This is a genomic window from Catenulispora sp. GAS73 (assembly GCF_041262085.1).
GTDB lineage: Bacteria > Actinomycetota > Actinomycetes > Streptomycetales > Catenulisporaceae > Catenulispora.
The window spans coordinates 19,382-45,145 of record NZ_JBGCCM010000003.1 but is presented as its reverse complement, the minus strand read 5'-3'; the positions used below and the strand labels follow the sequence as shown (position 1 = coordinate 45,145).

The window sequence follows — 25,764 nt, the reverse complement described above, 5'->3', positions numbered from 1 at the left end:
ACAACCCCTACGACGGCGGCGGCTTCCGGGGCTCCTGCCGCCGCAGGATCAGGTTCACCACCAGTGCCGTCCATCCGGTCTGGTGCGACGCCCCGAGGCCGGCGCCGGTTTCGCCGTGGAAGTACTCGTAGAAGGGGATCAGGTCGTGCCATGCGGGGTCGTGCTGGAACAGCTTCACGTCGCCGAATACTGGGCGGCGGCCGTCGGCGTCCTTGAGGAACAGTGACACTAGGCGGTGTGCGATGTCGTTGGCGATTTGGCGCAGGGTGGCTGGGGGGCCGTCCGGGGCGGGGAATGGCGTGCGCCAGCTGTCGCCGAAGAACTCGTGGTAGCGGTCGAGGGCGTCGATGAGCATGTAGTTCACTGGGAACCAGACTGGGCCGCGCCAGTTGGAGTTGCCGCCGAACATCACCGTGCGGGATTCGCCGGGCTCGTACTCCAGGGTGTAGCGCATCTCGCCTACGGCCAGTGAGAAGGGGTGGTCGTGGTGCTCGCGGGACAGGGCGCGTAGGCCGTGGCCGGATAGGAACTCGTCCTCGTCCAGCATCCGGGTGAGTAGTCGGCGGAGGCGTTCGGGGCCGACCATTGCCAGCAGTCGGCGGTGGCCGCCGCCGGCGCCGCCTGCGTCGTCGCCGAGGTGCTCGGTGTACTCCGGGCGGTTCGACTGGTACCAGCGGACGCGGTTGGCCAGGGCGGTGATCGAGCGCAGGCTTGATGTTGGGACGGAGGTCGCCGCGGCCAGGGGCAGCAGGCCCACTACCGAGCGGACCCGGACTGGGACGAGTCCGTCGTCGGGGAGGCGGAGTACGTCGTAGAAGAAGCCGTCCTCCTCCGACCAGAGGCCGATGCGGTATGCGGCCTCGGCGATCAGTGCGAAGTGCTCGTAGAACTTGGGTACGAGGTCGTGGTAGGTGCTGTCCTGCCGGGCCAGGATCAGCGCCATCTCCATCATGTTCAGCGAGTACATCGCCATCCAGGCGGTGCCGTCGCTCTGCTGTAGGAACGTGCCCGGGGGCAGGCCGTAGTGGCGGTCGAAGGGGCCGATGTTGTCCAGGCCGAGGAAGCCGCCCTTGAAGACGTTGTCGCCGTCGGGGTCGGCGTGGTTCACCCACCAGGTGAAGTTCATCAGCAGCTTGCGGAAGACCCGCTTGAGGAAGGCGAAGTCGCGTGCCCCGTCCAGGTGGAACACCTGGAGCGCGGCCCAGGCGTGGACCGGCGGGTTGTCGTCGTCGAAGTTCCACTCGTAGGCCGGCATCTGGCCGGAGGAGTGCAGGTACCAGCCCTCCAGCAGCAGTTCCAGCTGCTGCTTGGCGAACGCCGGGTCGACGCGCGCCAGCGCGACGGCGTGGAAGGCCAGGTCCCACGCCGCGAACCACGGGTACTCCCACGCGTCGGGCATGGCGATGACGTCGCGTGCCGACAGGTGCCACCATCGCGCGTTGCGGCCCTGGCCGCGGCTGCCCTCGGCCGGGTAGAGCGGGTCGCCCTTGAGCCAGCGCGCGGTGTTGTAGTGGTAGTACTGCTTCGACCACAACAGCCCGGCGACGGCCTGCCGCAGCACCAGCGCCTCGTCGGCGGTGCAGCTGGACGGGGTGAGGTCGGCGAAGAACTCGTCCGCCTCGGCTTGGCGCGCGGCGAGGACGGTTTCGAAGCCGGAGCCCAGGTCTGGGGCCGGGCGTGCGGCGAGGTCCGGGTGCTTGCCCGTGGCGGGGTGCGGCTGGGAATGCGCGGTCGCGGATCGGCCGGTGTTGGTGTCGCCAGGGCCATCAGGGTCCTGCGCGGTCAGGCGCAGCCGGATCTCGGCGCACTCCCCCGGCGGCACGGTCAGCACGTAGTGCAGCGCCGCCTTGCTGCCGCTGCAGTCGGGGCTGACCGTCGGCGCGCCGTGCACGACGTGGTCGTTGATGCCGTCCTTCGGGTAGTGCGACCGGCCGGGGGTGTCCCACAGGAGCCGCGCGTTCGACTCGTTGTCGCAGGCCAGCGGGGTCGGGGTGCCGTCCCCGGACAGCACGACGCGGCCCACGAACAGGTGGTCGCCGATCAGCTGGGATCCCTCGCCGCGGACCACCGGGAAGTCCCCGTGGTCGGCGAGGCCCCAGGCCCACGTGTTGCGGAACCACAGCGTCGGCAGCACGTGCAGCGTCGCCTCCTGCGGGCCGCGGTTCTCGGCCTTGATCAGGACGCACATGTCGCGGGGGCCGGCCTTGGCGTAGTCCACGGTCACCGACCAGTAGCGGCCCTCGTCGAACACGCCGGTGTCGACGAGCTCGTACTCGGGCGAGTCCTGGCCCCGGGCCCGGTTCTCCTCCACCAGGTCGAAGTAGGGGAAGGCGTCCTGCGGGTAGTGGTAGCGCCAGCGCATCCAGGAGTGGGTCGGCGTGGAGTCCAGGTACCACCAGTACTCTTTGACGTCCTCGCCGTGGTTCCCCTCGGGACCGGCCAGTCCGAACAGGCGTTCCTTCAGGATCGGATCGCGGCCGTTCCAGAACGCCAGTGCGAAGCAGAACCACTGGCGGTCGTCGCAGATCCCGGCGAGCCCGTCCTCGTTCCAGCGGTAGGCGCGGGAGCGGGCGTGGTCGTGTGGGAAGTAATCCCATGCCGTTCCGCCGGCCGAGTAATCCTCCCGGACCGTCCCCCACGCGCGCTCGGCCAGATACGGCCCCCACGCGCGCCACGGAACACGTCCCTCGTCGGCCGCCGCCAGTCTGGCCTTCTCCGCCTGCATGATCCCCGAGCTTAGAGATCACTCACATAACGCGCATTTCGGGAGGACCGCGCAGCGGGCCCGAGCAGGCTCCGTGGCCGCGTGCCTCAACGCGTTCATTCAAGGACCTGACGCCTCGGCGAGGCCGGCAGTTTGTGCTCCGTAGGACGTCGGCGCCATGGCGGGGCGAAGCCATGATCCGGTTTCCGGGCACGCAGCGTCACCGCGATCCCGGCCGGCGGTTGAGATCCGCGCCCATCACGCGGGATCTTCAACGTCGGCCGTTCATCATCAGATATGGTCGGCATGACTAGGGGGTTACATGCACGCCACGGCAGCACCTGTACGAACGAATTCTGACAACGGCCTGCTCCAGGTCGGTATCTTCTACGGCGGCCCGTCCGCCGAACACGACGTTTCCTGCGCGTCGGCGAAGGCGGTAGCCCGCAACCTCCGCGCTGATCGTTACGCCTTGCACGCGATAGGCGTCACCAGAAGCGGGCAGTTCATGTTGCTGCCGGCTGAGGCTTTGGAATACGCCCGCACCGGGCCCGTCCCGGAAGTCGCCATCGACGACCTGCTGCCGATCGCCGGGACGCCGGTCGAACTGCTCCCGCATCGCTCCGACGGATCGCTGAGCGTCGTGTACGCGAGTGATCCGAGCAGGGTGCTGGCTCGCATCGATGTCGCGTTCCCGGTGTTGCACGGCGCGTTCGGTGAGGATGGGGTCTTCCAAGGCCTGCTGGAGGCGTACGGGGTGCGCTACGTCGGCTGCGGGGTCGGCGCCTCGGCGGTCGGCATGGACAAGGTCGCGATGAAGCGCGCCTTCCGGGCCGAGGGTCTCCCGGTGCCCCCGTACGTCGTCCTGACCGCCGAGCACCGGACGTCGAACCGGGATTTCCTTCCGCTGGTCAGGGACCTGCGCTGGCCGCTGTTCGTCAAGCCCGCGGCCGGCGGCTCGTCGATCGGCGTGACCCGGGTGTCGAATGCCGGAGAACTCCAGGGCGCGATCGACCAGGCCTTCTCCCTGGATGCGACGGTCATCGTGGAGCAGGGCGTCGACGACGCCCGCGAGTTCGACTGCGGGGTGCTGGTCAGCCCCGACGGCGAGGTGTGGGCCTCGCTCCCGGCCGAGATCGACGTCGACGGCGGGCTGCTGGACTTCCGGCAGAAGTACCAGGCCGTCGATGCCCGGCTCACGGTTCCCGCCGACGTCCCGGACAAGGTCGCCGAGCAGATCATGGCGATGGCGCGGGAGGCCTTCGAGGCCATCGGCGGCTTCGGGCTGGCGCGGGTGGACTTCCTGTGGAACGAGCAGGCGGACGAGTTGTACGTCTGCGAGATCAACACCATGCCCGGGTTCACGACGCGGTCCTCGTTCGCGCGCGCCTGGCAGGCCAGCGGAGTGCCGATGCCGCAGCTGCTGTCCTGGCTCATCGACCTAGCGCTCGTACGGCCGACTCGCCACGGCGTCCATGCCGGTCGGGTTGATCGGGCCGGTGGGGTTGGTCATGCCGGTCATGCCGGCGAACCGGCCGCCGCAGGTCACGCCGGTCGCGTTTCCGGGGAGGCGCGGTGAGAGCGCTGACACTGGCCGAGATCGCCGAAGTCGTCGGCGGCGAGCTACACCTGGCCGATCCGCTGCTGGTCGTGCGCGGATCGGTGGCGCTCGATTCCCGCGACGTGGTCCCGGGCGGGCTGTTCGCCGCTTTCGACGGCGCCCAGGTGGACGGCCACCGGTTCGCGGCGGCGGCAGTGGAGGCGGGGGCGGCCGCGGTCCTGGCCTCCCGGCCGGTCCCGGCCCCGGCGGTGCTGGTGCCCGACGTCCGGACCGCGCTGGCCCGGCTCGCCCAGCACCAGCTGGCCGGCAGCCCGGCCCAGACCGGACTCGACCCGCTGGTGGTGGGGATCACCGGATCGTTCGGCAAGACCACGACCAAGGACCTGCTGGCCGCGATCCTGGAGTCCGAGGCGCCGACCGTCGCCACAGCGGGCTCCTTCAACAACGAACTCGGGTTGCCACTGACGGTGCTCCGCGCCGACGAGACGACCCGCTACCTGGTCCTGGAGATGGGGGCGGCGCGCGCCGGGGATCTCAGCTATCTGACATCGATCGCGCCGCCCCGGATCGGTGCGGTGCTCGCGGTCGGGAACGCGCATGTGGAGACGTTCGTGGCCGGGGCCCCGGCCGGGACCGCGGTGGTCGACGATCCGCTCGACCTGGTCGCCGAGGCCAAGGCCGAGTTGGTCGAGGTGCTGCCGGCGGGCTCGGCCGGCGGCGTCGCGGTGCTCAACGCCGACGATCCCCGGGTCGCGGCGATGGCCGCGCGGACCGACGCCGAGGTGGTCTGGTTCAGCCGTGATCATGATCGCGGCCAGGACCTCGGCCACCGGGCCGTGATCAGCGCGGTCGACGAGCGTCTGATGCAGGGCAAATCAGTCTTCACGCTGAGGACGCCTGACGGCGACGCTCTGGTGCAGTTGTCCCTGCTGGGCTCGCACCAGATCGGCAACGCGTTGGCCGCCGCCGCCATCGCGTGGAAGCTGGGCATCGGGGTGGACCGGATCGCCGCGGCACTGAGCGCCGCCAGTCCCCGGTCCGAGTCGCGTCTGGCTGTCCGGACCCGTGACGTCGACAAGGTCACGGTCGTGGACGACGCCTTCAACGCCTTCCCGGAGTCGATGGCCGCGGCCCTGCACGCCACCTGGGCCTTGGCCGCGGACGATTCCCGGCGCGTCGTCGCGGTCCTGGGGGAGATGGTCGCGCAGGGGGCTGATTCAGCCGTCCGCCACGCGCGGATCGGGGCGCTGGCCGCCGATCTGGGGTTCGCGGCGTTGGTCGTCGTCGACGGCCCCGACTCGGAGTTCTACGACGGGACCGGACCGGCCGCGCTGGCCGAGGCGGCCCGCGACCGGGCACCGGGGATGGTCATCCAGCGCGCCCGCAACCGTGACGAGGCGCTGGCGCTGGTCGGTGAGCTCATCCGGCCCGATGACGTGGTCCTGGTGAAGGGTTCGCACGACTTGGGCCTGAACGCGGTGGCGGAGGCGCTGATCGCTACTCCACCGCACTGACGACCTCGATCGCGCGCCGCCGTGTGAAGGCGACAGCCGAGGCGACCATCCCCGTGGCGACCACCGCGACGGCCATCGAGATCCCGGCGAGGAGGTACGACGGAGGCAGGTAGGGCAGCCAGGTGTGGAGTTGGGTGTGCAGCATCGGGGCGAGGGTCAGGCCGCCGACGCCCGCTGCCAGCACCAGCGCGGTGGCCAGGACGATCGCCGCCTCGATGCCGACGATGCCCAGCAGCCGGCGGCGGTCGGCGCCGGCCAGCCGGGTCACCGCCAGGTCCCCGCGACGCCGCGCCATGACCGTGATCAGCGTGTTCAGTGCGGTGATCGCGGCGAAGGCGCCGTAGACGCCGGTGCCGGAGTAGTCGAGCCAGACGTCCGCCCGGCAGTGCAGTGCAGTGCAGCAGCGTGCTCTTGCCCGACCCGGTCGCCCCCATGACCGCCACGAACTGCCCGGACGGCACCGCCAGCGACACGTCCCGCAACGCCCAGACCGGCGCGCGCCGCGCACCGTAGCGGCGCGCCACGCCCTCCATCGCCACCATGCCCGGCGGGGCCGGATTCGTCTTCGCCACTGCCTTCGTCCTTCCGATCACACGGCTGCGTGCCCTTCCACTCTGTCGAGCAGAAGCGCCCCGGACGACCGGGTGAGCCTCCCGACCGGGGTAGGGATAGCCGGGGGGGGGACGCCAGGCAGGCCCCGCCTCGGGGTGCCGGTCTCCGACGTGGACGTCGCCGAGGAGGACGTCGCGGATCGCGACTGGACAGCTCTCGTACTGGTCACCCCCGCCGTGAGACGCACCGCCAGCCGGGGTGAAAAGCGCCCCCCGACCCCGTACTGATCGCCAGGCGCCACTGGCGGTGCGTCCACGGACAACGTTATGGAGCTGGCCCCGCCACCGAACCCGTGAAACCACGCGTATCCCGGTGCGAAATCGCCGGCGGACCCGAGCCCTCCGACCACCATCCCGATGCCGATCTGTCACCGAACCGTGAGCCTGCGAGCGGGAACCGCACCGTACCCGCCCCCGTCCCAGTCCCGTGATGAAACAGAGTGCTCAAACAGCGCGGATAGCGGCGGTCCTCGCCGCTGTCGTGGCGATCGGCCTCAGCGCCGGGTGCGGCACCAACGCCGAAGGCAAGTCGGCGTCGTCGAACGCGGCCGGCTCAGTGGCGGTCCCCAACGCCGCGAACAGCGCCGCCGGCGGCAGCGGCGGCGGCCTGTCCGGCGACGCGGCCCCGGCCCCGAGCGCCGGGGCGCCCGCGGCGGGAAAGAACTCGCTGGCCAAGCCCCCGGTGGCGGGCCGCAGCATCGTCTACACGGCCACCCTGACCGTCCGCACGAAGGACGTCGCGGGCGCCACGGCGAACGCCGAGACGCTCGCGGCGAGCAACGGCGGGTTCGTCGGCGGCGAGAACTCCCAGTCCGGGACCGTGCCGGACGTGCAGGGCCTGACGCAGTCCACGATGACGCTGCGCGTGCCGTCGACGGCGTTCGACAAGGTCATCGACCAGCTCGGCACCGGCGGAACCGTGCAGGACGAGACCCGCAACGCCTCCGACGTCACCTCGCAGGTGGTGGACACCAGCACGCGCATCTCCGCGCAGCAGGCGAGCATCGCGCGGATCACGGACCTGATGAAGAACGCTGCGAACCTGGCGGACGTGGTGTCGCTCGAAGGCGAGCTGTCGAGGCGCGAGGCCGACCTGGAGTCGATGCAGGCGCAGCTGGCCACGCTGAACGACCAGGTATCGCTGTCCACGATCACGGTCACGTTCCTCGTCCCGCAGGCGCCGGCCCCGGCCCCGCCGGCGGCGAAGCACCAGAACGCCCTGCAGCGCGGCCTGCACGACGGCTGGCAGGCGTTCATGGGCACGCTGAAGGTGGTGCTGGTGATCGTCGGCGTGCTGCTGCCGTTCGCGGTGCTGGTCGCCGTGCTGTGGTGGCCGGTGAGGCGGTTGGTGCGGGTGGCGATGCAGCTACGCGCGCGAGCGGCGGCCCAGGGGGTGAAGCCGGCGCAGCCAGCACAACAGCCGGCTGCCGTGAGCGCGGACGGTTCCGAATAGCCGCTGCGGCAGGCGACGGCGGGTTCAGGCCCCGCTGCCGCGTTCAAGGCGGCGCGATGCGGCATTCGGTGGACGGCTCCTGATCACACTCCACCGACATGCCTCATCGCACCGCCTCCCGCACCGCCTCCCGCACGGCACGCCGCTCGGCCAGCCGCTCGCAGTAGTACCGCCCGGCCAACGCTCCGCCGAAGATGACGAATCCCACGCCGATCAGCCACGACAGCACCACCAGGACGACACCGACCATGCCGTAGTCGCGCGCGCTGGAGACGATCATCGGGTTGAACACCAGCGTCGAGAACTCCCGCAGGCCACTCAAGCCCGCGACGGTCGCGACGGCACCCGGTAGCAACCAGCCCCACGGGACCGTTCCGCCGAGCAGGAAATGCTGCCCCCACCAGAAGAACAGCAACGCCGCCGAAGCGAAAATGACGATCCGTCCCGCCGACTGCAACGGCCCATGGCTCAGCAGAACGCCGCTCTCCACCTCGAACGCGAGGTAGCCGACCATCACCGCCAGCCACACCGCGCGCCGCCACGCCTGTCGCCACGACTGCGCCGGCAGATCCCAGATCCGCTCATAGCCGAGCTTCACGTCCGACACGAACGCCAACCCGAACGCGGCCAACAGGGCGAAGCCCAGGACACTGATTTGCCGCGCCTCCTGATGATGCGTCGAGAACAATCGCAGCACCGGCGCGGCCGTATCCCGAGGCAGACCCATCCCGTCGGCGACCCACTGCCCGAAACCCTGCTGCGACGACGGATCGATCGCCGCCACCACCACGAGCAGCGGCACCAGCGCGACCAGGCCCAGCGTCGCGAACGCCATGGAACGGCGAAGCAGCTCCATCTGCACGCCCCCGCGCCACACGTTCGCCACGACGCTGCGGCGACAGCGCTCGACCAGCCGTGCGTATCTACTCGCGGGCAGCCCAGCGGCGCTTTCGCCGACGGCGACGGATTCGCTTTCCATTCCACACCTCCTCGCTCACCTGGTGATCCCAGGAAAGGAGAGCAGTTGTGTTGTTCCAGGGGCGCGCGTGACGGGTGACGGGTGTCGGCTCCCAGCCGACGCGGTCGAATGCATCCGTTTCGTCCGTGCGAACTCGACGGTATTTCAGCATCACGGGTGCCGCATTCGCGAACTCCGAAGCCGCGGTGGTCCCCCGAGGAACTACCGCTTGAACCCCACGCCCCCGTCGAACCAGATGTCGGCCCAGTCCTCGCGCGCCGGCCCCTCCGGCCGCCACAGCGGCACGTTCACCACGCCCGGCTCCACCAGTTCCAGCCCGTCGAACAGCGCGGTGATGTCGTCCCGGTCGCGGATCGTGAACTGCGACGTCGCGTTGTCCCAGCCCTTGCGCGCCTCGGCGGAGGTCTCGGGGTCGCCGCCGTCGGTGCCGTGCGAGATCACCACGGCGCTGCCGGGCGGCAGGGCGTCGCGGAAGGTCGCGACGATACCGTGGGCGTCCTCCTCGGGCTTGATGAAGTGCAGGAGGGCGACCATCAGGACGGCGATCGGCTTGTCGAAGTCCAGGACCTCGCCCACGGCCGGGCAGTCCAGGATGGACTTCGGGTCGCGCACGTCGGCCACGACGATGGCGGTCAGCTCGGGGTCGGCGCCGGCGAGCAGAGCGCGGGAGTGGACGGCGACCACCGGGTCGTAGTCCACGTACACCACGCGGGCGTCGGGCTGGACCGAGCGCGCGACGTCGCCGGTGTTGCCGGGGCCGGGGATGCCGGTACCGATGTCCAGGAACTGCGTGATCCCGGCCTCGGCGAGGTGGCGCACGGCGCGGCCGAGGAAGGCGCGGTTCTCCCGGACCATCTCGCGCGCGCCCGGCAGGGCCTTGAGAACGACCTCGGCGGCCTGGCGGTCGACCTCGAAGTGGTCCTTGCCGCCGAGCAGGCAGTCGTAGATGCGCGCGGGGTGGGCCTTGGTGGTGTCGATGGCGTCGGCCGCCGGCGGCGCCCAGCCCGGCGTCAGGTCGTCGTCCCCCAACCCCCGTGTGGTGTCTTCCACGCCTGGCTCCCCCTTCGGCTTTGGTCGTCGGGCCAGGGTAGCCCATGATCATCGAATGCTGATACGAGCCGGCCGGCACGCGACTGGACGCCGGTCGGCCCGGCAGAACGCACGGTAGGGGCACGAAACCCTTGCGTGTCCGACGTCAGGGGTCTACTTTCCCAGCGGGAAAGTAATGTCTGGGAGGGAAAATGGACGAGCGCATGAACGACCACATCGAACCCACGGACGCGACCTCGAACATGAGCACACCGGACGCCGCCGACGCCGCACGCGCCCTGGACGAGATCGACCGCCGCCGGGAACAGGTGATCCGCCGCAAGATCTTTCCGCGCTGGTACTGGTGGGCACACGGGGCCCTGACGATCGCACTCGCAACAGCCCTGCAGTCCGGTCGCGGCGCGGTCATCTGGATCGGAGTCGCCGGATACACAGCCTGCGCACTCGCCATCGACATCCCGGTGTCCCGCAGAGCCCGCGCCGCCGCACCCCGCCGCGACCTGGCGGGCCCGGGCACGACCCGCAGGGCCCTCCTGGGAGTGGCGGGCTTCGTGGCAATATTGCTCGGCGTGACGTTGACAACCGGCTTGAGCCTAAAGGCGGCCGGGGTCGCCCACCCGGCGACGATAGCCACGGTGGTCGGCGCAGTGATGTTCGCAGTCGGCGGCCAGCTACTCGTGCGATGGGAGCAGGCTGTCCTGCTACGCCGATCCGGGAGCCGACGATGACCACCCCCGAGTTCGACGAGCTCATCCACGCACCAACCCGACTGTCCCTGGTCGCCTTCCTCGCCGCAACCGCCTGGGCGGACTTCGCAGTACTACGCGACAGCCTCAGCCTGTCCGACTCCGCACTGTCCAAGCAGCTGACGACTCTGGCCGACGTCGGCTACGTCGAAATCCGCAAGGCCTTCGTCGGCAAACGCCCCCGCACGTCGGCACGACTGACGGCCGAGGGACGCGGAGCGTTCGAGCGCCATGTGCTGGCGCTGCAGGAGATCGTCAACGGGGCCGGGGCATCGCTGGTCGCTCCGACATCGGCGACGCCGCCCGACACCGTCACCCGCTAGCGGGGTCTTGGTCGGGAATACAACTGCCGGCTCCGGCCCGGAGCCACCAGGGCCAGCCACGTGCCGAGTCGTGTCCGACCGGACCATGCGGGGTGTTGGTTCTGGGTCCCTCGCCGCGTCGGCGGGCTCTGCCAACCTGCCCGGTTTGGCGGTGTCAAGCCGAACGGAGGGCGACCACAGCAACAGGGGTGCGGCTTGATTCCGCCAGACCGGGCTGGTTCCGTTTACGGCGACGACGCGGCGAGGGACCCAGAACCTGGCGACCACAAGCAACACCGCCACCGAACCACGCGACGCAGGCAACAGCGGATAGAAAGCCGACCAGTCGCGGGCCGCCGCCGAAGCGCCGGACGCGCGGGTCGCCCCCTCGCTGTAGAGCGCCCGCCGGAGGCCTCAAGGCACCCACCACGCACGACGATTGCCGCCTACGACATGCGCAGTGACTCGGACCGGCGCGTGGTCTTGCACGCGCAAACCGCCAGCCGCCAACGCGACGCCGCAGAGACCTGAACCGTCGCGCGGTCGTGTTTGGCGGCATTTTGTTAGGACATTATCGCCCCTTATCGATAGATATAGCACGCGCCACCGACACCAACGCCACTGCCGGCGGCCGCCAGCGCAACCTGCTGCGCTCAACCGAACTGCGTCCCCGTGCGAGGCCATCAGCCCCTGTGCGAAGCCGTAAAAATCGCCTGTAGACCCACAACCCAACCGCACACCCGACAACGCACCGACACCAGCACCGACACCAACACCAACACCAACACCAACACCAAGCAACACCCGCCCGCCACCAGCACCGCCATCAGCAGCGGGCCGGCGGCCCGGTAGCCCCTAGCCCTAACCCGTCAGGCCGCGAACAGGTCGTCGGTGAACCCGGCAGCTGCCAGCAACCCCCCGCAGGCCATCCAGGTCCCGATCGCCTCGACAGCCAGTCCCCGGTCGATGAAGCACACCGTGCCGATCTCCAAGATGTCCTCGAACCACACCTGCTGGTCGGTCCCGTCCAGCGGCCTGTCGCTGTGCGTGATCATCTGGGCAAAGCCCTCATCCGTGTGAATGAGCGCCCAGCCGAACGGCGCCACGCAGATCCCCAAGGAGTCCGCCGGGGTGCCCGCCGCGCGCTGCAGCGTCAGCCCCGGGTAGGAGCCAAAGTCCTGCTCCCGATAGCTCGCCGCGACTGCGTCCGCCGTGGCTACCACCTCGGCGGCGCTGATGGCGTCGCCCCCTGTTTCTTCCTTCTCGGTGAGGTCCCAGTACCGCAGGTAATGCGGCGAGGGTTCTACTCGCTCCATCCCGGCTCCCCTCCAGCGAATGTCCAGGTCCTGACGCCCCCCCGCGTATTCGACAGCAGCGATGAACCAACACCACCACCTACAACTACGCGCCGCCCCCCGCCCGCATAACATCAGCCCTCTTACCAGCGGCCGAGCATGACAGCACCACGCGCCACCAGCGCCCCAAGCAGCCGCACAAAGATCAAGAGATGATCAACCGCGAGTAAAGAAACCACCAAGGAACCAACTGCAGCGGTTTGCCCACTCGAACTAAAGGGCCAGTACTGAAGTCATGCCATGGACACAGCAGCGGCTGACCATTCAGCCCGATGACTGCCTCCCGGGCTGACGGCGACGTCTTCTGCCACCAAGACATCGTCATCAGCGCCCAACGCGGGGATTCAGAATCCTTCCGCGCCCTTTACGACACCCACGCACCGCGCATCCTGGGCTATCTGCGCGCCCTGGTCGGCGACGCCGACGCCGAGGACGTCGCCTCCGAGACCTGGATCCGCATCCATCGCGCGCTGGCCAGCTACCATCAGGCCCGCGGCGACTTCCGGAGCTGGTCCACCACCATCGCGCGCAACCAGGCCATCAGCCATCTGCGATACCGGCGCAGCCGTCCTTCCATCCCGCTGCCGCCGGACGCGATCCCGCACCGGCCCAGTAGGACCGACACCGAGCACGACGCCGCCGAGTCGATGCAGACCGCACGTGCGTTGGCGCTGCTGCGGGAGTTGCCTCGCACGCAGGCCGCGGCCGTGCTGCTGTGCGTCGTGCTCGGTCTGGACGCCGTGACGGCCGGCCAGATTCTGCGCAAGCAGCCCAGCGCGGTGCGGATGGCCGTGCACCGCGGGTTGAAGGCGCTGCGGCTGCGGATCGGGCTGGGGCTCGGGGCGGAGGATGAGTACGTGCACTGACGATCGCGGATTCTTTCGGTGAAACGGGCTCGCCGCGTTCGCTGCCGCCGATCGGCGGTCGCGAACGCGGCGAGGGTCACCGCGGTTTCTGCGCTTGTGGCGCTTACTGCTTGTGGCGCTTACTGCGCGGTCCCGCCGGAGTAGTCCGAGCTGAACTGGTTCTCTATGGTGTTCTCGACGCCGGTGTCGGTCAGGATGATGCCGAGCTCGCGGTTGTTGCTCAGCGAGTTCGAGGTCCAGTTCATCGAGCCGACCTCGACGGCCGCGTCGGACTGGCCGTACGAGCCGCCGGCGTTCTTGATCTCGTTGACCGCGCTGCTCCAGGACGACGGGTCCTCGACCACGACGCGCACGGCGACGCCAGCCTGGGCCTTGGCCACGACCGCGTTGACCAGCGCCGAGTCGCTGAGCTCCTCCTCCTCGACGTCCAGCGTCGAGCTCGCGCCGTTGATCGCCGACAGCAGCCGGGACTGCGAGTCGGTGGGCGACCAGAGCAGGTTGTCGCCGTCGCTCGGGGTGATGTCGCTGCACGAGAGCGCCCGGGCATGCCGAAGCGCGCTCGGGCTCGCAAGCCGTCCTCAATCCTTAGCAGTCCAATGCGCAGCAGCCGCCATGGCGACCTCCACCAACCACGCCTGGTCCGCCGGCGCCGACAGGTCCGGCATCGCCTGGCCCTGGGTGACGTCGATCCGCAGGATCGTGTCGCCGAACCGCATCCACGTCGTCACCGCGCCGGTCCCGACTCCGGTCTCGACGAACGCCTCGTCGCCGATCCCCTTCGGGAGGTCCTTGGCCGTGTCCTTCGAGTACAGCGAGCCGTGCTGGTCGCAGCCGCCCTTGGCCTGGCTGCGCGCCGTGGCCAGGGTACTCGGCCCGGTCCCCGCCGGCAGCGGGTACTCCAGTTCCGAGACCACGACCTTCTTCGCGCCGGGCGCGGTCACGGTGTACGTCGCCATCCGCCCCTGCTTCGCCAGCGGGTTGATGTCCTTGTAGTCGCAGCCGTTGTCCATCGGCAGGTCGCCGGTGCCGCCGCTCGACGACGCCGGGTCGTACGTCGCGTCGGCTCCCAGGTCGATGGTCTTCAGGAACTGCTTCGGACCGCCGCCGGCCGCCTTCGGCTTGCTCGTCGGCCCGAGCGACGGGTCCGACAGCACGACCGCCAACTCCTGCTCGTCGAACGGGTTCGGCTTCAGCACCGCCGACGGATCCGGCGTCCGGTCCATCAGCGCCACGTCCGCCCCGAGCGTCGTCTTCCAACTCGCGTAGTCGGTCCAGACGACAGCGATCCCGCCCCCGTTGTTCGGATACTCCCGGATCGCCGCGGACACCGTGCCGTCGCCGTCCGGCGTCGAGGAGCTGTCCACCTTCGAGCCGTCGGGAAGTTGCGTCGAGGTGCACTTCGACCAGTGCGGCGTATGCGCGGGCGGCGTGGACTGGAACGCGTCCGGCAACGCGTAGCCGCACGGAATATTGTCCCGGCTGACGTCCGGCTCGTTGTACACGTTCCGCCCCAACTGGTCCGAGGTCGCGGCGACCATGATCGAGACGCTGCCGTTCGGCGCCTTCGACCCGGCCGCCGGCACCTTGCCGTCGGTCGTGTAGACCGACGTGGCGGTGATCGTCGTGACGTCCTTGACCGACGAGCTCCCGTCGGCGACCGTCCGGTAGCGCGGAAGGGGGTATCCGGAGCCGGAGGCCATGCTCCGCAGGTGCTCGTGCGCGGGGTCCAGGACGTCGATCAGCCCCGACATCTTGTCCACGGCCGAGACCGGCAGGACGTTCGAAGGCCCCTTGCCGGAGCCGCTCACGGAGATCGCCGCGTAGTCGAACACGCTCGTCGACTTGGGCGTCCCCGGCCCCGGCCCGGCCGATGCCCCGCCGACGATCCCGCCGAGCCCGATCACCACCGCCGCCGTCACCGCCAGCGCGCCGACCGCGCCGCCGCCGACCGAGACGGCCCGCAGCCGCCGCCGGCGCCGGCCGCCGGCCGCGATCGTCGCCTTGTCCGGACTCCACGCCGGCTCCGGCTCGCGGCTCGATCGGGCGAGGATGTCGTGCATCCAGTCCTGGTCGTTCATCCGAGCTCCGCTGTTCATGCCAGCTCCTCCGTCCGGGCGAGCAGGGCCGGGTCCACGATCGCGCGCAGACTCGTCAGGCCCTTCGACGTCTGGCTCTTCACCGTTCCGGGCGAACACCCGAGCAGGCGCGCGGTCTCCTCCACACTCAGGTCCTCGAAATAGCGCAGGACGAGCGTCGCGCGCTGCCGGGGAGGCAGCTGCCGCAGCCCGCCGACCAGCACGTCCCGCACCCCGTCCGGCTCCGGCCCGGACGCGACGACCTCCGGCAGCACGGCGGTGGGCGCCTCACGCCGCCACCGCGCGCGCCGCTTCTCGTCGATGCACGCGCGCAGGAGCGTCTTGCGCAGGTAGGCGTCGAAAGCCTCCTGCCGCCGGACCCGCTGCCAGGAGGCGTGCAGCTTCATGAAGGTGACCTGCACCAGGTCCTCGGCCTGGTGCCAGTCACCGCACAACAAGTAGGCGGTGCGCCGCAATGCGTGCGCACGCCCGGCGACGAGTTCGTCGAACTCCGCCTCGTCCGGACCCCGCATCCACCCCTGCCCTTCCTGGAAACCCGATTGCCGTCGTATCGACGTGGGTGGGGCGCGATCGGGTTGCCCGGCCGTCGGTCGGGCTCGGCGGTTCAGTCGTGCGGGACGACCGCGACCGGGCAGTCGGAGTGCAGCAGCAGAGTCTCGGCGACCGGGCCGACGCGTACGCCCGGGCGCTGGTCGGTGCCCCGGTGCGCGCCGACGACGATGAGGTCGGCGTAGGTCGTCGCGCCGGTGAGGAAGGCCGTCGGCGAGCCTTCGATGAGTTCGTGATCTGTCTCGACGTGGGGATACCTGGCCGACCACGGCTTCAGCAGCTGTCGCAGCGCCTCCTCCGCACGCTGCGCGGCTGGGCTCGGCGCGCGGCCGAGCGGTCCGTCGTCGCCGACGTAGACGCGAGCCCAGAAGGCCTCCATCGCGCTGACGACCTTCAGCCGCGCCCCGCGCAGGGCCGCCTCGGCGAAAGCGACCTCAACGATCTCCTCCGCGGTGTGCCCGACGTCCACGGCTGCGACCACGGTCCCCCGCGTCCGATGCTCCGAGCCCCGCACGACCAGCGACGGGCACGCGGCCCGCGCCACCGCGCGCAGGGCGACCGAGCCGAGGTGGAGGCCGTTGTACCCGCCGTGGCCGTGATGCCCGACCACCAGCAGTTCCGCCTCGGAGGACTGGTCGGCCAGGACGGCGGGGACGGGACCGGCGACGGTCCGGGCTTCGACGGTCAGGCCGGGGTGGCTGGAGCGGACTCGGTCGGCGCCTTGCTCGGCGATGTCGGGCGCGGGAGGCTCCTCTGAGGCCTCGGACGGCTCGTGATGCAGCGCGTGCACGACCGTGAGCACGGCCCCGCGCCGATCCGCCTCCCGGGCCGCCTCAGCGAGCGCCCGCTCGCCGGGCGGCGTCTGCTCGTACCCGACGACGACACCGGACCGCATGACTCGATCTTCTCCTCAGCCCGCGCGACCGGCAAGGGCAGGCACTCCGGCTCTCCGTAGCGCCAAAAGGGTGAACACACCCCGACTGGCCACGATGCTTCGTCCTAACAAATACGGCTGTTGATCAAATGGCGTACTCACCGCGCCGCACCGTCGCGGAACGACAGGAGATCAGGGGAACGCAATGAAGTTGAGGCTCCGCATCGGACGGCAGCGGGCCCAGACCCTCGGCGGCGACATCGTCGCCGAGCAAGCACCGGCGCCCGCATCGGCACACGTCCCACTCCCCCGCACGCCGGACCGGGACGTGGTGCGCGCAGGCACGTTCTGCCGCGCGAGCGAGGTCGGCCGGACGGCGGTGACGGAAACCGGGCGCGCCGTTCTCGCGATCCGCGCCGGCCGCTGCGGACGATGGGTGTACGCGGAGCCGGCGGACCGAACTGAGGTGCGGTCGACAGGTGCTGTGTGACGGCCAAGCTCGCCGAGCGCGCGATTGTCGCGGATGCTTCGGATGCCGCACTATTCGACGACAAAGGCGTAGTTGACCCTTTCATCGTGCTCTGATAATCATGAGAACGTGAAGCGGATCCGGCTCGTATCCCGATCCCACATCGACCTCGGTCGCGTGTGGTCCTGTTCGTGTTGCCGTTGATCCCCGCCGCGCGTTAGGCGCTCCCCTTCAGCACACCCTCCTCCCATGGCGCGAGTAGAGGGTGCCGATCCGCGCGCTCCGGACCAACCGTCTGTTTGATTGTAGAACCCTGATTTCAGGGCTTTTCAAGACACGAACACAGCATTCTCCCCCACCAACCCAAGGAATGGCCCATGCCTGTCTCCACCACTGTCAACCGGCGAATACGGCGGACGCTCGGCGCGCTCGCCGCACCGCTGCCGGTCTTCGTGCTCGCCCTCCCGGTCGCGCACGCGGCGACCCCGGCCGCGGCCCGGACCGCGCTGTCGGGCACCGCCGCCGCGCCGCACCTGGCGTCCGACGCCGTCCGGACCGGATCGGTCGCGGCGAACACGCCGATCACCCTCGAAGTCAGCCTGACGCCCCGCAACCAGGCCGGCCTCGACGCGTTCCTGCGTCAGGTGTCCGACCCCGCCTCACCGCAGTACAAGCACTACATGACCGTCGCGCAGTACGCGGCGGCCTACGGGGCCGGCGACGCACAGATCGCGCAGGTCACCAAGTACCTGCGCAGCCAGGGACTGTCGGTCGGCCTGGTGACCGCCAACCACCAGACCCTCGCCGTCAGCGGCACCGCCGCGCAGGCGGAGAAGGCGTTCGGCGTGGAGCTGGGCACCTGGCGGACCGGCGGTCGCGACGTCTACGCCAACACCGCCGCGCCCACGCTGCCGGCGGACATCGCCTCGGTCGTCTCCAGCGTGGCCGGGCTGTCCAACGCCTCGAAGCGGACTCCGAGCTACCACATCGACAACCACGCCGCCGGAACCCAGGCGGCGCCGCACGCCGGCACCGTCCTCACGCCGACCAAGGCGCGCGGCGGCTACAACCTCACCGGGCCGCTCGCCTCCGGCGACAACGGCTCGGGCCAGACCATCGGCCTGGTGGAGTTCTCGGCGTACTCGTCCTCGGCGGTGGCGGCGTACAACTCCAAGTACAGCCTCGGCGCCCCGGCGGCCACCGTGGTGAACGTGGCCGGCGGCACCACCGACACCTCGGGCTCGGTGGAGGACGAGCTCGACATCGAGGTCGCCAACGCCTTGGCCCCCAAGGCGAACGTGAAGGTCTACGAGGCGCCGAACAGCGACGCCGGCGAGGTCGCGCTGTATGCGGCCCTGGTCAGCGCCGACGTCCCGGTGATCTCCACGAGCTGGGGCGAGCCGGAGAACCAGGAGAACAACCTCACCTCCGACGACGCGGACTTCAAGGAGGCCGCAGCGCAGGGCCAGTCCATCTTCGCCGCCTCCGGCGACAACGGCGCCACGGACGACGGCTCGTCGCTGTCCGTCGACTACCCGGCCTCGGACCAGTACGTGTCCGGTGTCGGCGGCACCGACCTGACCGTCTCCTCCTCCAACGCCTGGAGCAGCGAGACCGGCTGGTCCGGCAGCGGCGGCGGCCAGTCCGACAAGTGGTCCACGCCCTCGTTCCAGGCGCCGGTGAACAGCAGCGGCCACCGCGAGGTGCCGGACGTCTCCGCCGCCGGCGGCGACGCCAGTCCGTGGTACATCGACGCCGACGGCAGCTGGACCGACGTGTGGGGCACCAGCGCCGCCGCGCCGAACTGGGCCGCGTTCGTCGCCGACTACGACACGGCGGCGGTCAAGGCCGGGAAGGCGAAGTTCGGCTACGCGAACAGCTTCATCTACAGCGTCGCGCGCAGCTCGCTCTACAACACTGATTTCCACGACATCAAGAGCGGGAACAACGGCGGCTACAGCGCCGGCGTCGGCTACGACGAGGTGACCGGCTGGGGGTCGTACAACGCGGCGCAGTTCATCGCCACGAAGTTGTAAGCCTGTGAAGCTGTAGAACTCAACGCTGGATCCCTTCACTGACGTGCGTTGGTCCCGGTCGGCAGAGTTCGCCGACCGGGACCAACGCGCGTCAGGTGCGGCCCGCCACCGGCCGCCTCGCTAATCGTCGCCCTGAAGTGTGGCGCGAGGCGAAGGCGGGATGGCGATGGTCCGGCAGGCCCGGCAGGTCCGGCAGTGGCGGCGCTGGCGCTGTCAGGGCTCTTCGACCTGTCGCAGGCGTACGTGCTGATCGCGGGCATCGCCGGGATCGACCCGGCCGTCGGCACGATCGGATCGGTGGTGTGCGCGGACTTCGCGGTCCACGGCGGCTACGCGCACGAGCTGGACGCCCGGGAGATCCCGGCCGGCTGGCCGCACGGATTCGTGCCGCTCGGCGCGAGCGCGCCGGGCAAGCCGCCGGAGCTGCGCGTGCCCGGCGAGGTGTACCGGCTGGACGAGTCCCTGCGGCAGGCGGCGTCCTCGATCGGCGCCGGCGTGGACCTGGCCGACGATCCGGCGGTCGCCGCTCTGCGCACCGACTACGCGGGCGCCGGAGCTCAGGGCCCTGCGCTACTGTCCGGATCGTCGCTGACCACGAGCGTCTTCTGGTCCGGGCACCAGCTCGGCGCGCGAGCCACCAGCTGGGTGAACGACTACACCGACCGCCGCGGCCGGTACGCGGTGACGCAGATGGAGGACAACGCGACCCTGGTGACCCTCGACCGCGCGGCGCAGGCCGGGCTCGCGGACCTCTCGCGTGTGGCGGTGCTCCGCGCCGACGCGAACTTCGACCGCGCCGCACCCGGCAAAGCCGCCGAGTCGGCGTTCACCCAGGACGTCGGCTGGACCCTGGCCGCCGAGAACGTCTGGCGCGTCGGATCGCGCCTCGCCGGCGAGATCATCGCGAACTGGGACGCCTGGCAGCACGGCGTCCCGGCACGCTGGGCCGGCGCGCCGCTGTAAACCGCCGCCTTAACCCGCCGCGGTGTGACCGGTGTGGCCGGGACGTTCGCCGACCCGGCCCCGTGCCATCGATTGTGCGATCACTGTGCGCGGATTGTGAACCGCCGACTCAAGACTCCCGCCTGTGACAGTCGTCGCATCCTTACCCCGATGAACAAGAGGGTTGAGAATGTCTGAACCATCACTGAGCGGCCGCGGCTTCAGCCGGCGCACACTCCTCAAGGCCGGGACCGGCCTGACGCTGGGCGCCGGGCTCGGTCTCGGCGCGGGCGTCGGCGCCGCCGCGCCCGCGTACGCCACCAACGGCATCGGCCAGACCGGGACGCCGCTGTGTCAGAACGCTGGAGGCGACTCCGCCAGCCAGCAGGGGCTCGGCTGCGGGGACCTGGGCATCCCCTACCTCCGGCAGCACGATGGCACCTGGGGCTACGTCTTCGGCGACTCCTACAGCGGCCCCAACCAGGGCGACGCCAACACCTACATCGGCTCGCCGGTGATGCTGAACCAGGCGACGTTCGACAGCAGCGGGGCGAACCCGATCTCCTTCACCTGGGCGATGCCGACCGCCGGGCAGGCCCGCCAGACGTTCGACTACACGCACGGCGCGAACAACGGCCTCGGCGACGTCGAGCAGAGCCGCATCCCCAACGACTGCATCGAGTTCGGCGGCCGCACCTACATCCAGTACACCTCGGTCTTCACCTGGGGCCCGCCGGCCGGCTACGACGGCTCGGTGTGCTCCGGCATCGCTTACTCCGACGACTACGGCGTCACCTGGAGCGACTACGGCTACCACTGGCCCGGCGACCGCACCGGCGGCAACGAGTCGCTGTACGGAATGTGGTCCTTCGCCGGTATCGACGCCGACGGCTACCTCTACGTCTACTCCAAGCGCTGGAACGGCAGCCACAACAACAGCGCGGACCAGGGCCTGATCCAACTGTTCCGCTTCACCCAGGACAACTTCCGCAACGGCGCCTGGCAGAACCAACAGAACTGGGCCTACGTCAACGGGAACTGGACGTGGACCTCCGACGCCTATCCGACCCCCCTGTTCCCGGCAGGCAGCAACCTCGGCGAGTTCTCAGTGAAGAACATCAACGGCACCTACTGCATGAGCTACTTCGACGTCGGCAACTACGCGATCTCCACCCGCACCGCGCCGAGACCCGAAGGCCCCTGGTCGGACCCGCAGCCCCAAATCGTCGGCGACTACCGCTACCCCAGCTACTGGGGCAAACCCCAGGTCACGAACCTCTACGGCGGCTACATCCACCCCGGCAGCGCGAGCGCCAACTCACTGACGCTCATCGTCTCGCAGTGGCCCGGGAACACGCCGCAGCCGTATCGGGTGCTGCAGTTCGACGGCATCAACCCATGACCCGGCTGCTTCTCGAATTTCTGTTGACACAACAGAAAATCAAGGCCACCATCGACCCATGTCCGAACCGCCACCGGAACCCGCACCGCGCCGCGGCCGCCCGCGCAAGGACCCTGACCGGCTCGCCGTGTGGAGCCCGCCGCCGGGGTGGTCGCGGCTGGTCGCCTGGGTCGCGCCGGAGGAGAAGGACGCCCTCAAGTCGGTCGCGGCCGACGCCGGGGTGCCCGTCGCCGACCTGGTGCGCTCGCTGGCGGCCGGACTCGTCCACGGAGTCGTGGACGCCGAGGAGTTGCTGACGCACGTCCGCAAGGGGGCCACAGTCATGGAGAAGATCCCGACGATTTTCGAGCGCGACGACCGATTCCACGTGGTCGACAAGCCGCGCGCCGACTGCGAGTGGGTGTTCGCCGGCGCCGGCCGCGCCACGGAGAAGCTGGACGGCACCAACGCCCGGCTGACCGTCCGCTCCGGCACGATCGTCCGCGTCGAGAAGCGCCGCAACCCGACGAAGGCACAGAAGGCCGCCGGCATCGTCGACGGCTGGTACGTCGACACGGACGAGCACGGCGCCGAGGACAAATGGCTGCGCGAAGCCGCCGCCAACACCGTCGTCACCTCCTGGCCGGACGGCGAACACAGCGTCGAGGCGCTCGGCCCCCGCATCCAGGGCAACCCCTTGGGGCTCGAAGAACACATCTGCGTCCCGTTCAACCTGACCATCCCGGACTACGAGAACGCACCGCGCACCTACGCCGAACTGCACGACTGGCTGGCGTCCCTGGAATCCCGCTACGCCCCGGGGCACCCCGCCGAAGGCGTCGTCTTCCACCACCCCGACGGCCGCCGCGCGAAGATCAAGCGCAAGGACTTCGCCCGCGCCCGGACCAGCTGAAATCCGCGTCGCGATCCCCTGAGCGGGGATCGCGACGCGGCTGATCAGCGCACGACTATCTCGTACTCCAGAAAGACCTCAACCGGCCCCTCGTCCTGGACGACCGCCGCGCCATAGCGATTCCGGACACGTCGAGCATCCGCCGGGAGCCCCAGCCGCAGATAGATACTCAGCGCTCGACGAAGGTTCGCTCCGCCCTCCTCCGCCCTGCCGTGCCGCAGCAGAATGTCGCCGACGCCTTCAAAGGCCGCCGCCTGATCGTCGGTCTGCCCGACCTCCCGCGTCATGATCAGCGCCCGACCGTAGACCGCCAGCGCCTCCTCGACACGGCCCGCAGCGTTCAGCGCGGCGGCATGCTGATTGAGGGCCCACGCTTCCTCGCCGCGACCGCCGGAGTCCCGCAGGATCCGCAGCGCCTCGCCGGTGGCCGCCACGGCGCCCGCGTGGTCGCCGACGAGGCGCCGCACGGTGCCCAGCTCGGCCGTGACCGTGGCCTGAGCGGTCGCATGACCGAGGAGCCGGTACAGGTCCAGCGCCTGAGTCAGGACTTCCTCGGCACCGAGGTGATCGTCGGCCAGGCACCGCAGGCGTCCCAACTCGGTCAAGGCGCCGGCCTGCCCGAGCGGGCTGTCCAACCGCCGGTAGATCCGCAGTGCGCGCGTGATGCTGTCGCGCGCGCCGCGCAAATCCCCGGTCCGTCGTTGCACGATGCCCAGCGATGTCAGGGCATTGGCTTGCCCGAGCACACCGTCCAGCCGCCGCCACAGGTCCAGGGCCTCGGTGAACGCGGCGGTCGCACCGTGGTAGTCGCAGGTCAGATGCCGGATCGCGCCCAGCTGGGTCAGAACCTCGGCCTGGCCCGACGTATCGTTCAGGCGCCTGTAGAGCCGGTACGCCTGGGTGCAAGCATCGGCCGCCGCAGCGTAGTCCCCCGCGAGCCGACGGACCCGCCCGACCTCGTTCAACGCCCTGGCCTGGCCGGGAAGATCGCCCAGCCGCTGGGAGAGTTCCAAAGCCCGGGCGCTGGCGTCCTCGGCGTCCCCGGCGGCGAGATGGTCGCCGACGAGTTGCCAGGCCCGGCTCAGCTCGGTCAGGACCAAGGCTTCGGCGATGGAGTTATCCGACCCCTGATAGAGAAGCAGTGCCTCCCGATGCGCCTCGACGGCGCCCGGATAGTCGCCGCACAGCCGCCGCGCCCTGCCCAGGTCGGTGAGCGCGCAGGCCAGGGCCGGGACGTCGGCACTTCGGCGCGCGAGGCCGACGGCTGCGGAATGAAGTTCGAGGGCCAGAGCCCAGGGGCCGTGCGAGTACAAGTGGGTGGCCAGGGCAGCCGACAGTGCGATCGCGTGGCCGCTGTGGCGGGCTACAGCAATCAGATTCTCCATCTCCCTGGCCATCCACGCCTGCGCGGCTTCGCGATCCTCGATCAGGGGTTGGTGGCGAGGCGCATAAGCCCCCATCGGCGCGATGTAGAGCGACGGCAGAGTCCTGATCTGGCAATCGGCACGTTGGGCGGCATGCTGGTAGTAGTCGAACAAACGGTCCCGCGCGCGCTCGTCCTCGCCATCCGCCTCGGTTCGAGACAGCACATAGCTGCGCATCAGATCGTGCATCCGGAACCGCCCCGGTACCGGCTCGATCAGCAGACTGCGATCTGCCAGATCACCCAGCAACCGCCGCGCAGACCGCGGATCGACGTCGAGCAGCGACGCGCAGGCGAGAACATCGACATCACGCCCCGGAACCTGCGCTGTCCGACGCAGCACCGTCTCCCGCACAGGCGTCAGATTCCGATACGACAGCTCGAAAACCGACGCCAGGCTGCGCTGACCGTCGTCGAAGACGTCCAAATCCCCCGCGCCCTCTTTCAGCTCCCTGATGACGTGCTCGATCTGCCAACTACGCCGGTACCGCAGCAACGCGGCGGCGATCCGCAGCGCCAGCGGCAGCCGGCCGCACATCCGAACGACCTCAGCCAGCGGCCCGTCGTCGGCAGGCGTCCGCCCCGCTCCCGCCGTGGCACGGAACAGCGCGACAGCGTCGTCCACCGGCAGCACGTCCAAGCCCAGCGGCTCGGCGTCGTCCAGCGCCTTCAGCCGCCGACGGCTGGTGACGAGTACCAGACAGCCGGGACCAGCCGGAATCAGAGGTCGGACTTGGTTCTCGTCCTCGACGTTGTCCAGCACGATCAGAGTCCTGGTACCCGCGAGCATGGCCCGGTACTTGGCCGCGCGGGCGTCGAGCTCGTTCGGAACCGTCTGCGGCGGGGCCCCGAGCGCGGCCAGGGCGCTGCCCAGGACGTCAAAGGCCGTGCGCGTCGGAACGGCCGCCGAATGCGCGTGAAACTCCAGGAAGAGCTGCCCGTCCGGGAACCCGTCGGCCAGCAGGTGCGCGGCGTGCACAGCCAGCGCCGTCTTGCCGATCCCGCCCATCCCGTCGATCGTGCAGATCACCGGCGCGCCCGGGGTCTGCGCCGCCTCGGCGCGCTTGGCGAGCCGGGCGATCTCGAACAGCTCCTCGACCCGGCCGGCGAACGCGCCGGTGTCGGCGGGCAGCTGACGCCGCGGGTCGGCGGGCCGTACCGGGACGCGGCCGGCGAGCGCGTCGCTGTGCGCCTGGCGCAGCGCGGGCGTCGGCGTACGGCCCTGGGAACGCAGCGATCGGTCGGCCCGGGTCGCGGTCTCGGCCGCCTCGTCGGTCTGCCCGGCCTGTGTCAGGGCTCGGATGAGGGTCGCGGCGACGGCTTCGTCGTCGGGCCGGGCCGCCGCCACGTTCCGCAGTACCGCGGCCGCCTCCGCGGGCCGGCCGGCCTCCAGCTCGATTTCCGCCAGCAGCATCGCCGCCTCCCGCCGCTGACGCTCCAGCCCGGCGGCACGGTTGCGCAGGTAGGGCGTGTCGAGCCCGTCGAGCGGACGGCCGCGCCACATGCTCAGCGCCTGGCGCAGCCGTTCCGCCGCGAGCTGGTGCTCCTGCCCGGCGCGGGCTTCGCGAGCCCGGCTCAGTAGCGTGCCGAAGCGGTTGGTGTCGAGCAGTTCGGGAGCGAGCAGCGCGGTGTAGCCGGGGCGGCGGGCGACCAGCCGGATCCGGTCCTCGACCGGCTCCAGGGCCTTTCGCAGGGCTGAGACATAGTTCGCGATCTGCCGGTCGACGGTGTCCGGCGGCGTGGACGGCCAGGCCCATTCGGCCAGATCGGTGCGCGAGACCGTGCGGCCGTGGTTGAGCACCAGGACCGCCAGCAGGCACAGCCGGCGTTGGCCGTCGAGGCGGAGCGGTTCGCCGCCGTGGTGGACGGTCAGCCCGCCGAGCAGCCGGATATCGGGATCCATCGGTCCATCCCCCGCGGATCGGAACATCAAGAATTCA

At 70.2% G+C, this 25,764-nt stretch carries 20 protein-coding genes and 1 pseudogene; 10 read left to right on the top strand and 11 right to left on the bottom strand.

The annotated features are described in order from the left end of the window. Positions 1-7 precede the first annotated feature (7 nt). Positions 8-2,725, bottom strand: coding sequence for a glucosidase (locus ABH935_RS05205; RefSeq protein ID WP_370376606.1), 2,718 nt, complete (start codon positions 2,723-2,725; stop codon positions 8-10). Positions 2,726-3,026: 301 nt separating this feature from the next. Between ABH935_RS05205 and ABH935_RS05200 the strand changes: the two genes are divergently transcribed. Both ABH935_RS05200 and murF read left to right on the top strand, forming a co-directional pair. Next, entirely contained in the window at positions 3,027-4,283 is a 1,257-nt protein-coding gene (locus ABH935_RS05200; RefSeq protein ID WP_370376605.1) for a D-alanine--D-alanine ligase family protein, read from the top strand. Further along, positions 4,280-5,779: a UDP-N-acetylmuramoyl-tripeptide--D-alanyl-D-alanine ligase gene (gene murF / locus ABH935_RS05195; protein ID WP_370376604.1), complete on the top strand. Its 1,500-nt coding sequence runs from the start codon at positions 4,280-4,282 to the stop codon at positions 5,777-5,779. The genes ABH935_RS05200 and murF overlap by 4 nt, the downstream gene beginning before the upstream one ends. On the opposite strand, the gene ABH935_RS05190 is transcribed toward murF, so the two are convergent. After that, a complete protein-coding gene (locus ABH935_RS05190; protein WP_370376933.1) occupies positions 5,763-6,104 on the bottom strand; it encodes an FtsX-like permease family protein in 342 nt (113 codons plus the stop codon). The genes murF and ABH935_RS05190 overlap by 17 nt on opposite strands. A 109-nt stretch (positions 6,105-6,213) precedes the next feature. Continuing rightward, a pseudogene (locus ABH935_RS05185) lies at positions 6,214-6,312 on the bottom strand (ABC transporter ATP-binding protein); the annotation flags it as partial. A 508-nt stretch (positions 6,313-6,820) separates the two neighbouring features. Between ABH935_RS05185 and ABH935_RS05180 the strand changes: the two are divergent. Continuing rightward, positions 6,821-7,843 carry a DUF4349 domain-containing protein gene (locus tag ABH935_RS05180; RefSeq protein ID WP_370376603.1) on the top strand — a complete coding sequence of 341 codons (1,023 nt, stop codon included), beginning with the start codon at positions 6,821-6,823 and terminating at the stop codon, positions 7,841-7,843. A 103-nt stretch (positions 7,844-7,946) separates the two neighbouring features. On the opposite strand, the gene ABH935_RS05175 is transcribed toward ABH935_RS05180, so the two are convergent. Both ABH935_RS05175 and ABH935_RS05170 read right to left on the bottom strand, forming a co-directional pair. Then, positions 7,947-8,822 carry a YhjD/YihY/BrkB family envelope integrity protein gene (locus ABH935_RS05175; protein WP_370376602.1) on the bottom strand — a complete coding sequence of 292 codons (876 nt, stop codon included), beginning with the start codon at positions 8,820-8,822 and terminating at the stop codon, positions 7,947-7,949. A gap of 201 nt (positions 8,823-9,023) precedes the next feature. After that, positions 9,024-9,872, bottom strand: a complete 849-nt coding sequence (locus ABH935_RS05170) for an SAM-dependent methyltransferase (protein WP_370376601.1) — start codon at positions 9,870-9,872, stop codon at positions 9,024-9,026. Positions 9,873-10,063: 191 nt separating this feature from the next. Between ABH935_RS05170 and ABH935_RS05165 the strand changes: the two genes are divergently transcribed. Next, positions 10,064-10,600, top strand: coding sequence for a hypothetical protein (locus ABH935_RS05165; RefSeq protein WP_370376600.1), 537 nt, complete (start codon positions 10,064-10,066; stop codon positions 10,598-10,600). Next, complete coding sequence (locus ABH935_RS05160) at positions 10,597-10,941, top strand: transcriptional regulator (protein WP_370376599.1); 345 nt, start codon at positions 10,597-10,599, stop codon at positions 10,939-10,941. The genes ABH935_RS05165 and ABH935_RS05160 overlap by 4 nt, the downstream gene beginning before the upstream one ends. An 848-nt stretch (positions 10,942-11,789) precedes the next feature. Here the strand turns inward: ABH935_RS05160 and ABH935_RS05155 are convergent. Next, positions 11,790-12,236, bottom strand: a complete 447-nt coding sequence (locus tag ABH935_RS05155; protein ID WP_370376598.1) for a hypothetical protein — start codon at positions 12,234-12,236, stop codon at positions 11,790-11,792. Between the two features lie 311 nt (positions 12,237-12,547). Here ABH935_RS05155 and ABH935_RS05150 point away from each other — a divergent pair, with 311 nt between their 5' ends. Next, complete coding sequence (locus tag ABH935_RS05150) at positions 12,548-13,141, top strand: RNA polymerase sigma factor (protein WP_370376597.1); 594 nt, start codon at positions 12,548-12,550, stop codon at positions 13,139-13,141. Between the two features lie 119 nt (positions 13,142-13,260). Here the strand turns inward: ABH935_RS05150 and ABH935_RS05145 are convergent, their stop codons facing one another. The 4 genes from ABH935_RS05145 to ABH935_RS05130 all read right to left on the bottom strand — a co-directional run bounded on the left by ABH935_RS05145 (position 13,261) and on the right by ABH935_RS05130 (position 16,681). After that, positions 13,261-13,521: a phospholipase D-like domain-containing protein gene (locus ABH935_RS05145; RefSeq protein WP_370376596.1), complete on the bottom strand. Its 261-nt coding sequence runs from the start codon at positions 13,519-13,521 to the stop codon at positions 13,261-13,263. Positions 13,522-13,719: 198 nt separating this feature from the next. Continuing rightward, complete coding sequence (locus tag ABH935_RS05140; RefSeq protein ID WP_370376595.1) at positions 13,720-15,237, bottom strand: hypothetical protein; 1,518 nt, start codon at positions 15,235-15,237, stop codon at positions 13,720-13,722. Beyond that, positions 15,234-15,749, bottom strand: a complete 516-nt coding sequence (locus ABH935_RS05135) for a SigE family RNA polymerase sigma factor (RefSeq protein ID WP_370376594.1) — start codon at positions 15,747-15,749, stop codon at positions 15,234-15,236. The genes ABH935_RS05140 and ABH935_RS05135 overlap by 4 nt, the downstream gene beginning before the upstream one ends. A gap of 92 nt (positions 15,750-15,841) precedes the next feature. Further along, the gene (locus ABH935_RS05130) at positions 15,842-16,681 is read right to left on the bottom strand and encodes a universal stress protein (protein ID WP_370376593.1); all 840 of its coding nucleotides are present in this window, start codon (positions 16,679-16,681) and stop codon (positions 15,842-15,844) included. An 825-nt stretch (positions 16,682-17,506) separates the two neighbouring features. Between ABH935_RS05130 and ABH935_RS05125 the strand changes: the two genes are divergently transcribed. The 4 genes from ABH935_RS05125 (at position 17,507) to ABH935_RS05110 (ending at position 22,401) form a co-directional block, all read left to right on the top strand. Continuing rightward, positions 17,507-19,165 (top strand): protease pro-enzyme activation domain-containing protein, encoded by a 1,659-nt coding sequence (locus tag ABH935_RS05125; RefSeq protein WP_370376592.1) that lies wholly within the window; start codon positions 17,507-17,509, stop codon positions 19,163-19,165. Between the two features lie 195 nt (positions 19,166-19,360). Further along, positions 19,361-20,128, top strand: coding sequence for a purine nucleoside permease (locus ABH935_RS05120; protein ID WP_370376591.1), 768 nt, complete (start codon positions 19,361-19,363; stop codon positions 20,126-20,128). A gap of 169 nt (positions 20,129-20,297) precedes the next feature. Next, a complete protein-coding gene (locus ABH935_RS05115; RefSeq protein ID WP_370376590.1) occupies positions 20,298-21,509 on the top strand; it encodes a DUF4185 domain-containing protein in 1,212 nt (403 codons plus the stop codon). Between the two features lie 58 nt (positions 21,510-21,567). After that, complete coding sequence (locus ABH935_RS05110) at positions 21,568-22,401, top strand: hypothetical protein (RefSeq protein WP_370376589.1); 834 nt, start codon at positions 21,568-21,570, stop codon at positions 22,399-22,401. 44 nt (positions 22,402-22,445) lie between these two features. On the opposite strand, the gene ABH935_RS05105 is transcribed toward ABH935_RS05110, so the two are convergent. Then, the gene (locus ABH935_RS05105) at positions 22,446-25,727 is read right to left on the bottom strand and encodes a tetratricopeptide repeat protein (RefSeq protein WP_370376588.1); all 3,282 of its coding nucleotides are present in this window, start codon (positions 25,725-25,727) and stop codon (positions 22,446-22,448) included. Positions 25,728-25,764 lie beyond the last annotated feature (37 nt).

Bases quoted from the DNA above. Each gene is read 5' to 3' on its own strand.
- ABH935_RS05205 (WP_370376606.1), bottom strand. From the start codon at position 2,725: ATGCAGGCGGAGAAGGCCAGACTGGCGGCGGCCGACGAGGGACGTGTT.
- ABH935_RS05200 (WP_370376605.1), top strand. From the start codon at position 3,027: ATGCACGCCACGGCAGCACCTGTACGAACGAATTCTGACAACGGCCTG.
- ABH935_RS05180 (WP_370376603.1), top strand. From the start codon at position 6,821: ATGAAACAGAGTGCTCAAACAGCGCGGATAGCGGCGGTCCTCGCCGCT.
- ABH935_RS05175 (WP_370376602.1), bottom strand. From the start codon at position 8,822: ATGGAAAGCGAATCCGTCGCCGTCGGCGAAAGCGCCGCTGGGCTGCCC.
- ABH935_RS05165 (WP_370376600.1), top strand. From the start codon at position 10,064: ATGGACGAGCGCATGAACGACCACATCGAACCCACGGACGCGACCTCG.
- ABH935_RS05160 (WP_370376599.1), top strand. From the start codon at position 10,597: ATGACCACCCCCGAGTTCGACGAGCTCATCCACGCACCAACCCGACTG.
- ABH935_RS05155 (WP_370376598.1), bottom strand. From the start codon at position 12,236: ATGGAGCGAGTAGAACCCTCGCCGCATTACCTGCGGTACTGGGACCTC.
- ABH935_RS05150 (WP_370376597.1), top strand. From the start codon at position 12,548: ATGACTGCCTCCCGGGCTGACGGCGACGTCTTCTGCCACCAAGACATC.
- ABH935_RS05140 (WP_370376595.1), bottom strand. From the start codon at position 15,237: ATGAACAGCGGAGCTCGGATGAACGACCAGGACTGGATGCACGACATC.
- ABH935_RS05135 (WP_370376594.1), bottom strand. From the start codon at position 15,749: ATGCGGGGTCCGGACGAGGCGGAGTTCGACGAACTCGTCGCCGGGCGT.
- ABH935_RS05130 (WP_370376593.1), bottom strand. From the start codon at position 16,681: ATGCGGTCCGGTGTCGTCGTCGGGTACGAGCAGACGCCGCCCGGCGAG.
- ABH935_RS05125 (WP_370376592.1), top strand. From the start codon at position 17,507: ATGCCTGTCTCCACCACTGTCAACCGGCGAATACGGCGGACGCTCGGC.
- ABH935_RS05115 (WP_370376590.1), top strand. From the start codon at position 20,298: ATGTCTGAACCATCACTGAGCGGCCGCGGCTTCAGCCGGCGCACACTC.
- ABH935_RS05110 (WP_370376589.1), top strand. From the start codon at position 21,568: ATGTCCGAACCGCCACCGGAACCCGCACCGCGCCGCGGCCGCCCGCGC.
- ABH935_RS05105 (WP_370376588.1), bottom strand. From the start codon at position 25,727: ATGGATCCCGATATCCGGCTGCTCGGCGGGCTGACCGTCCACCACGGC.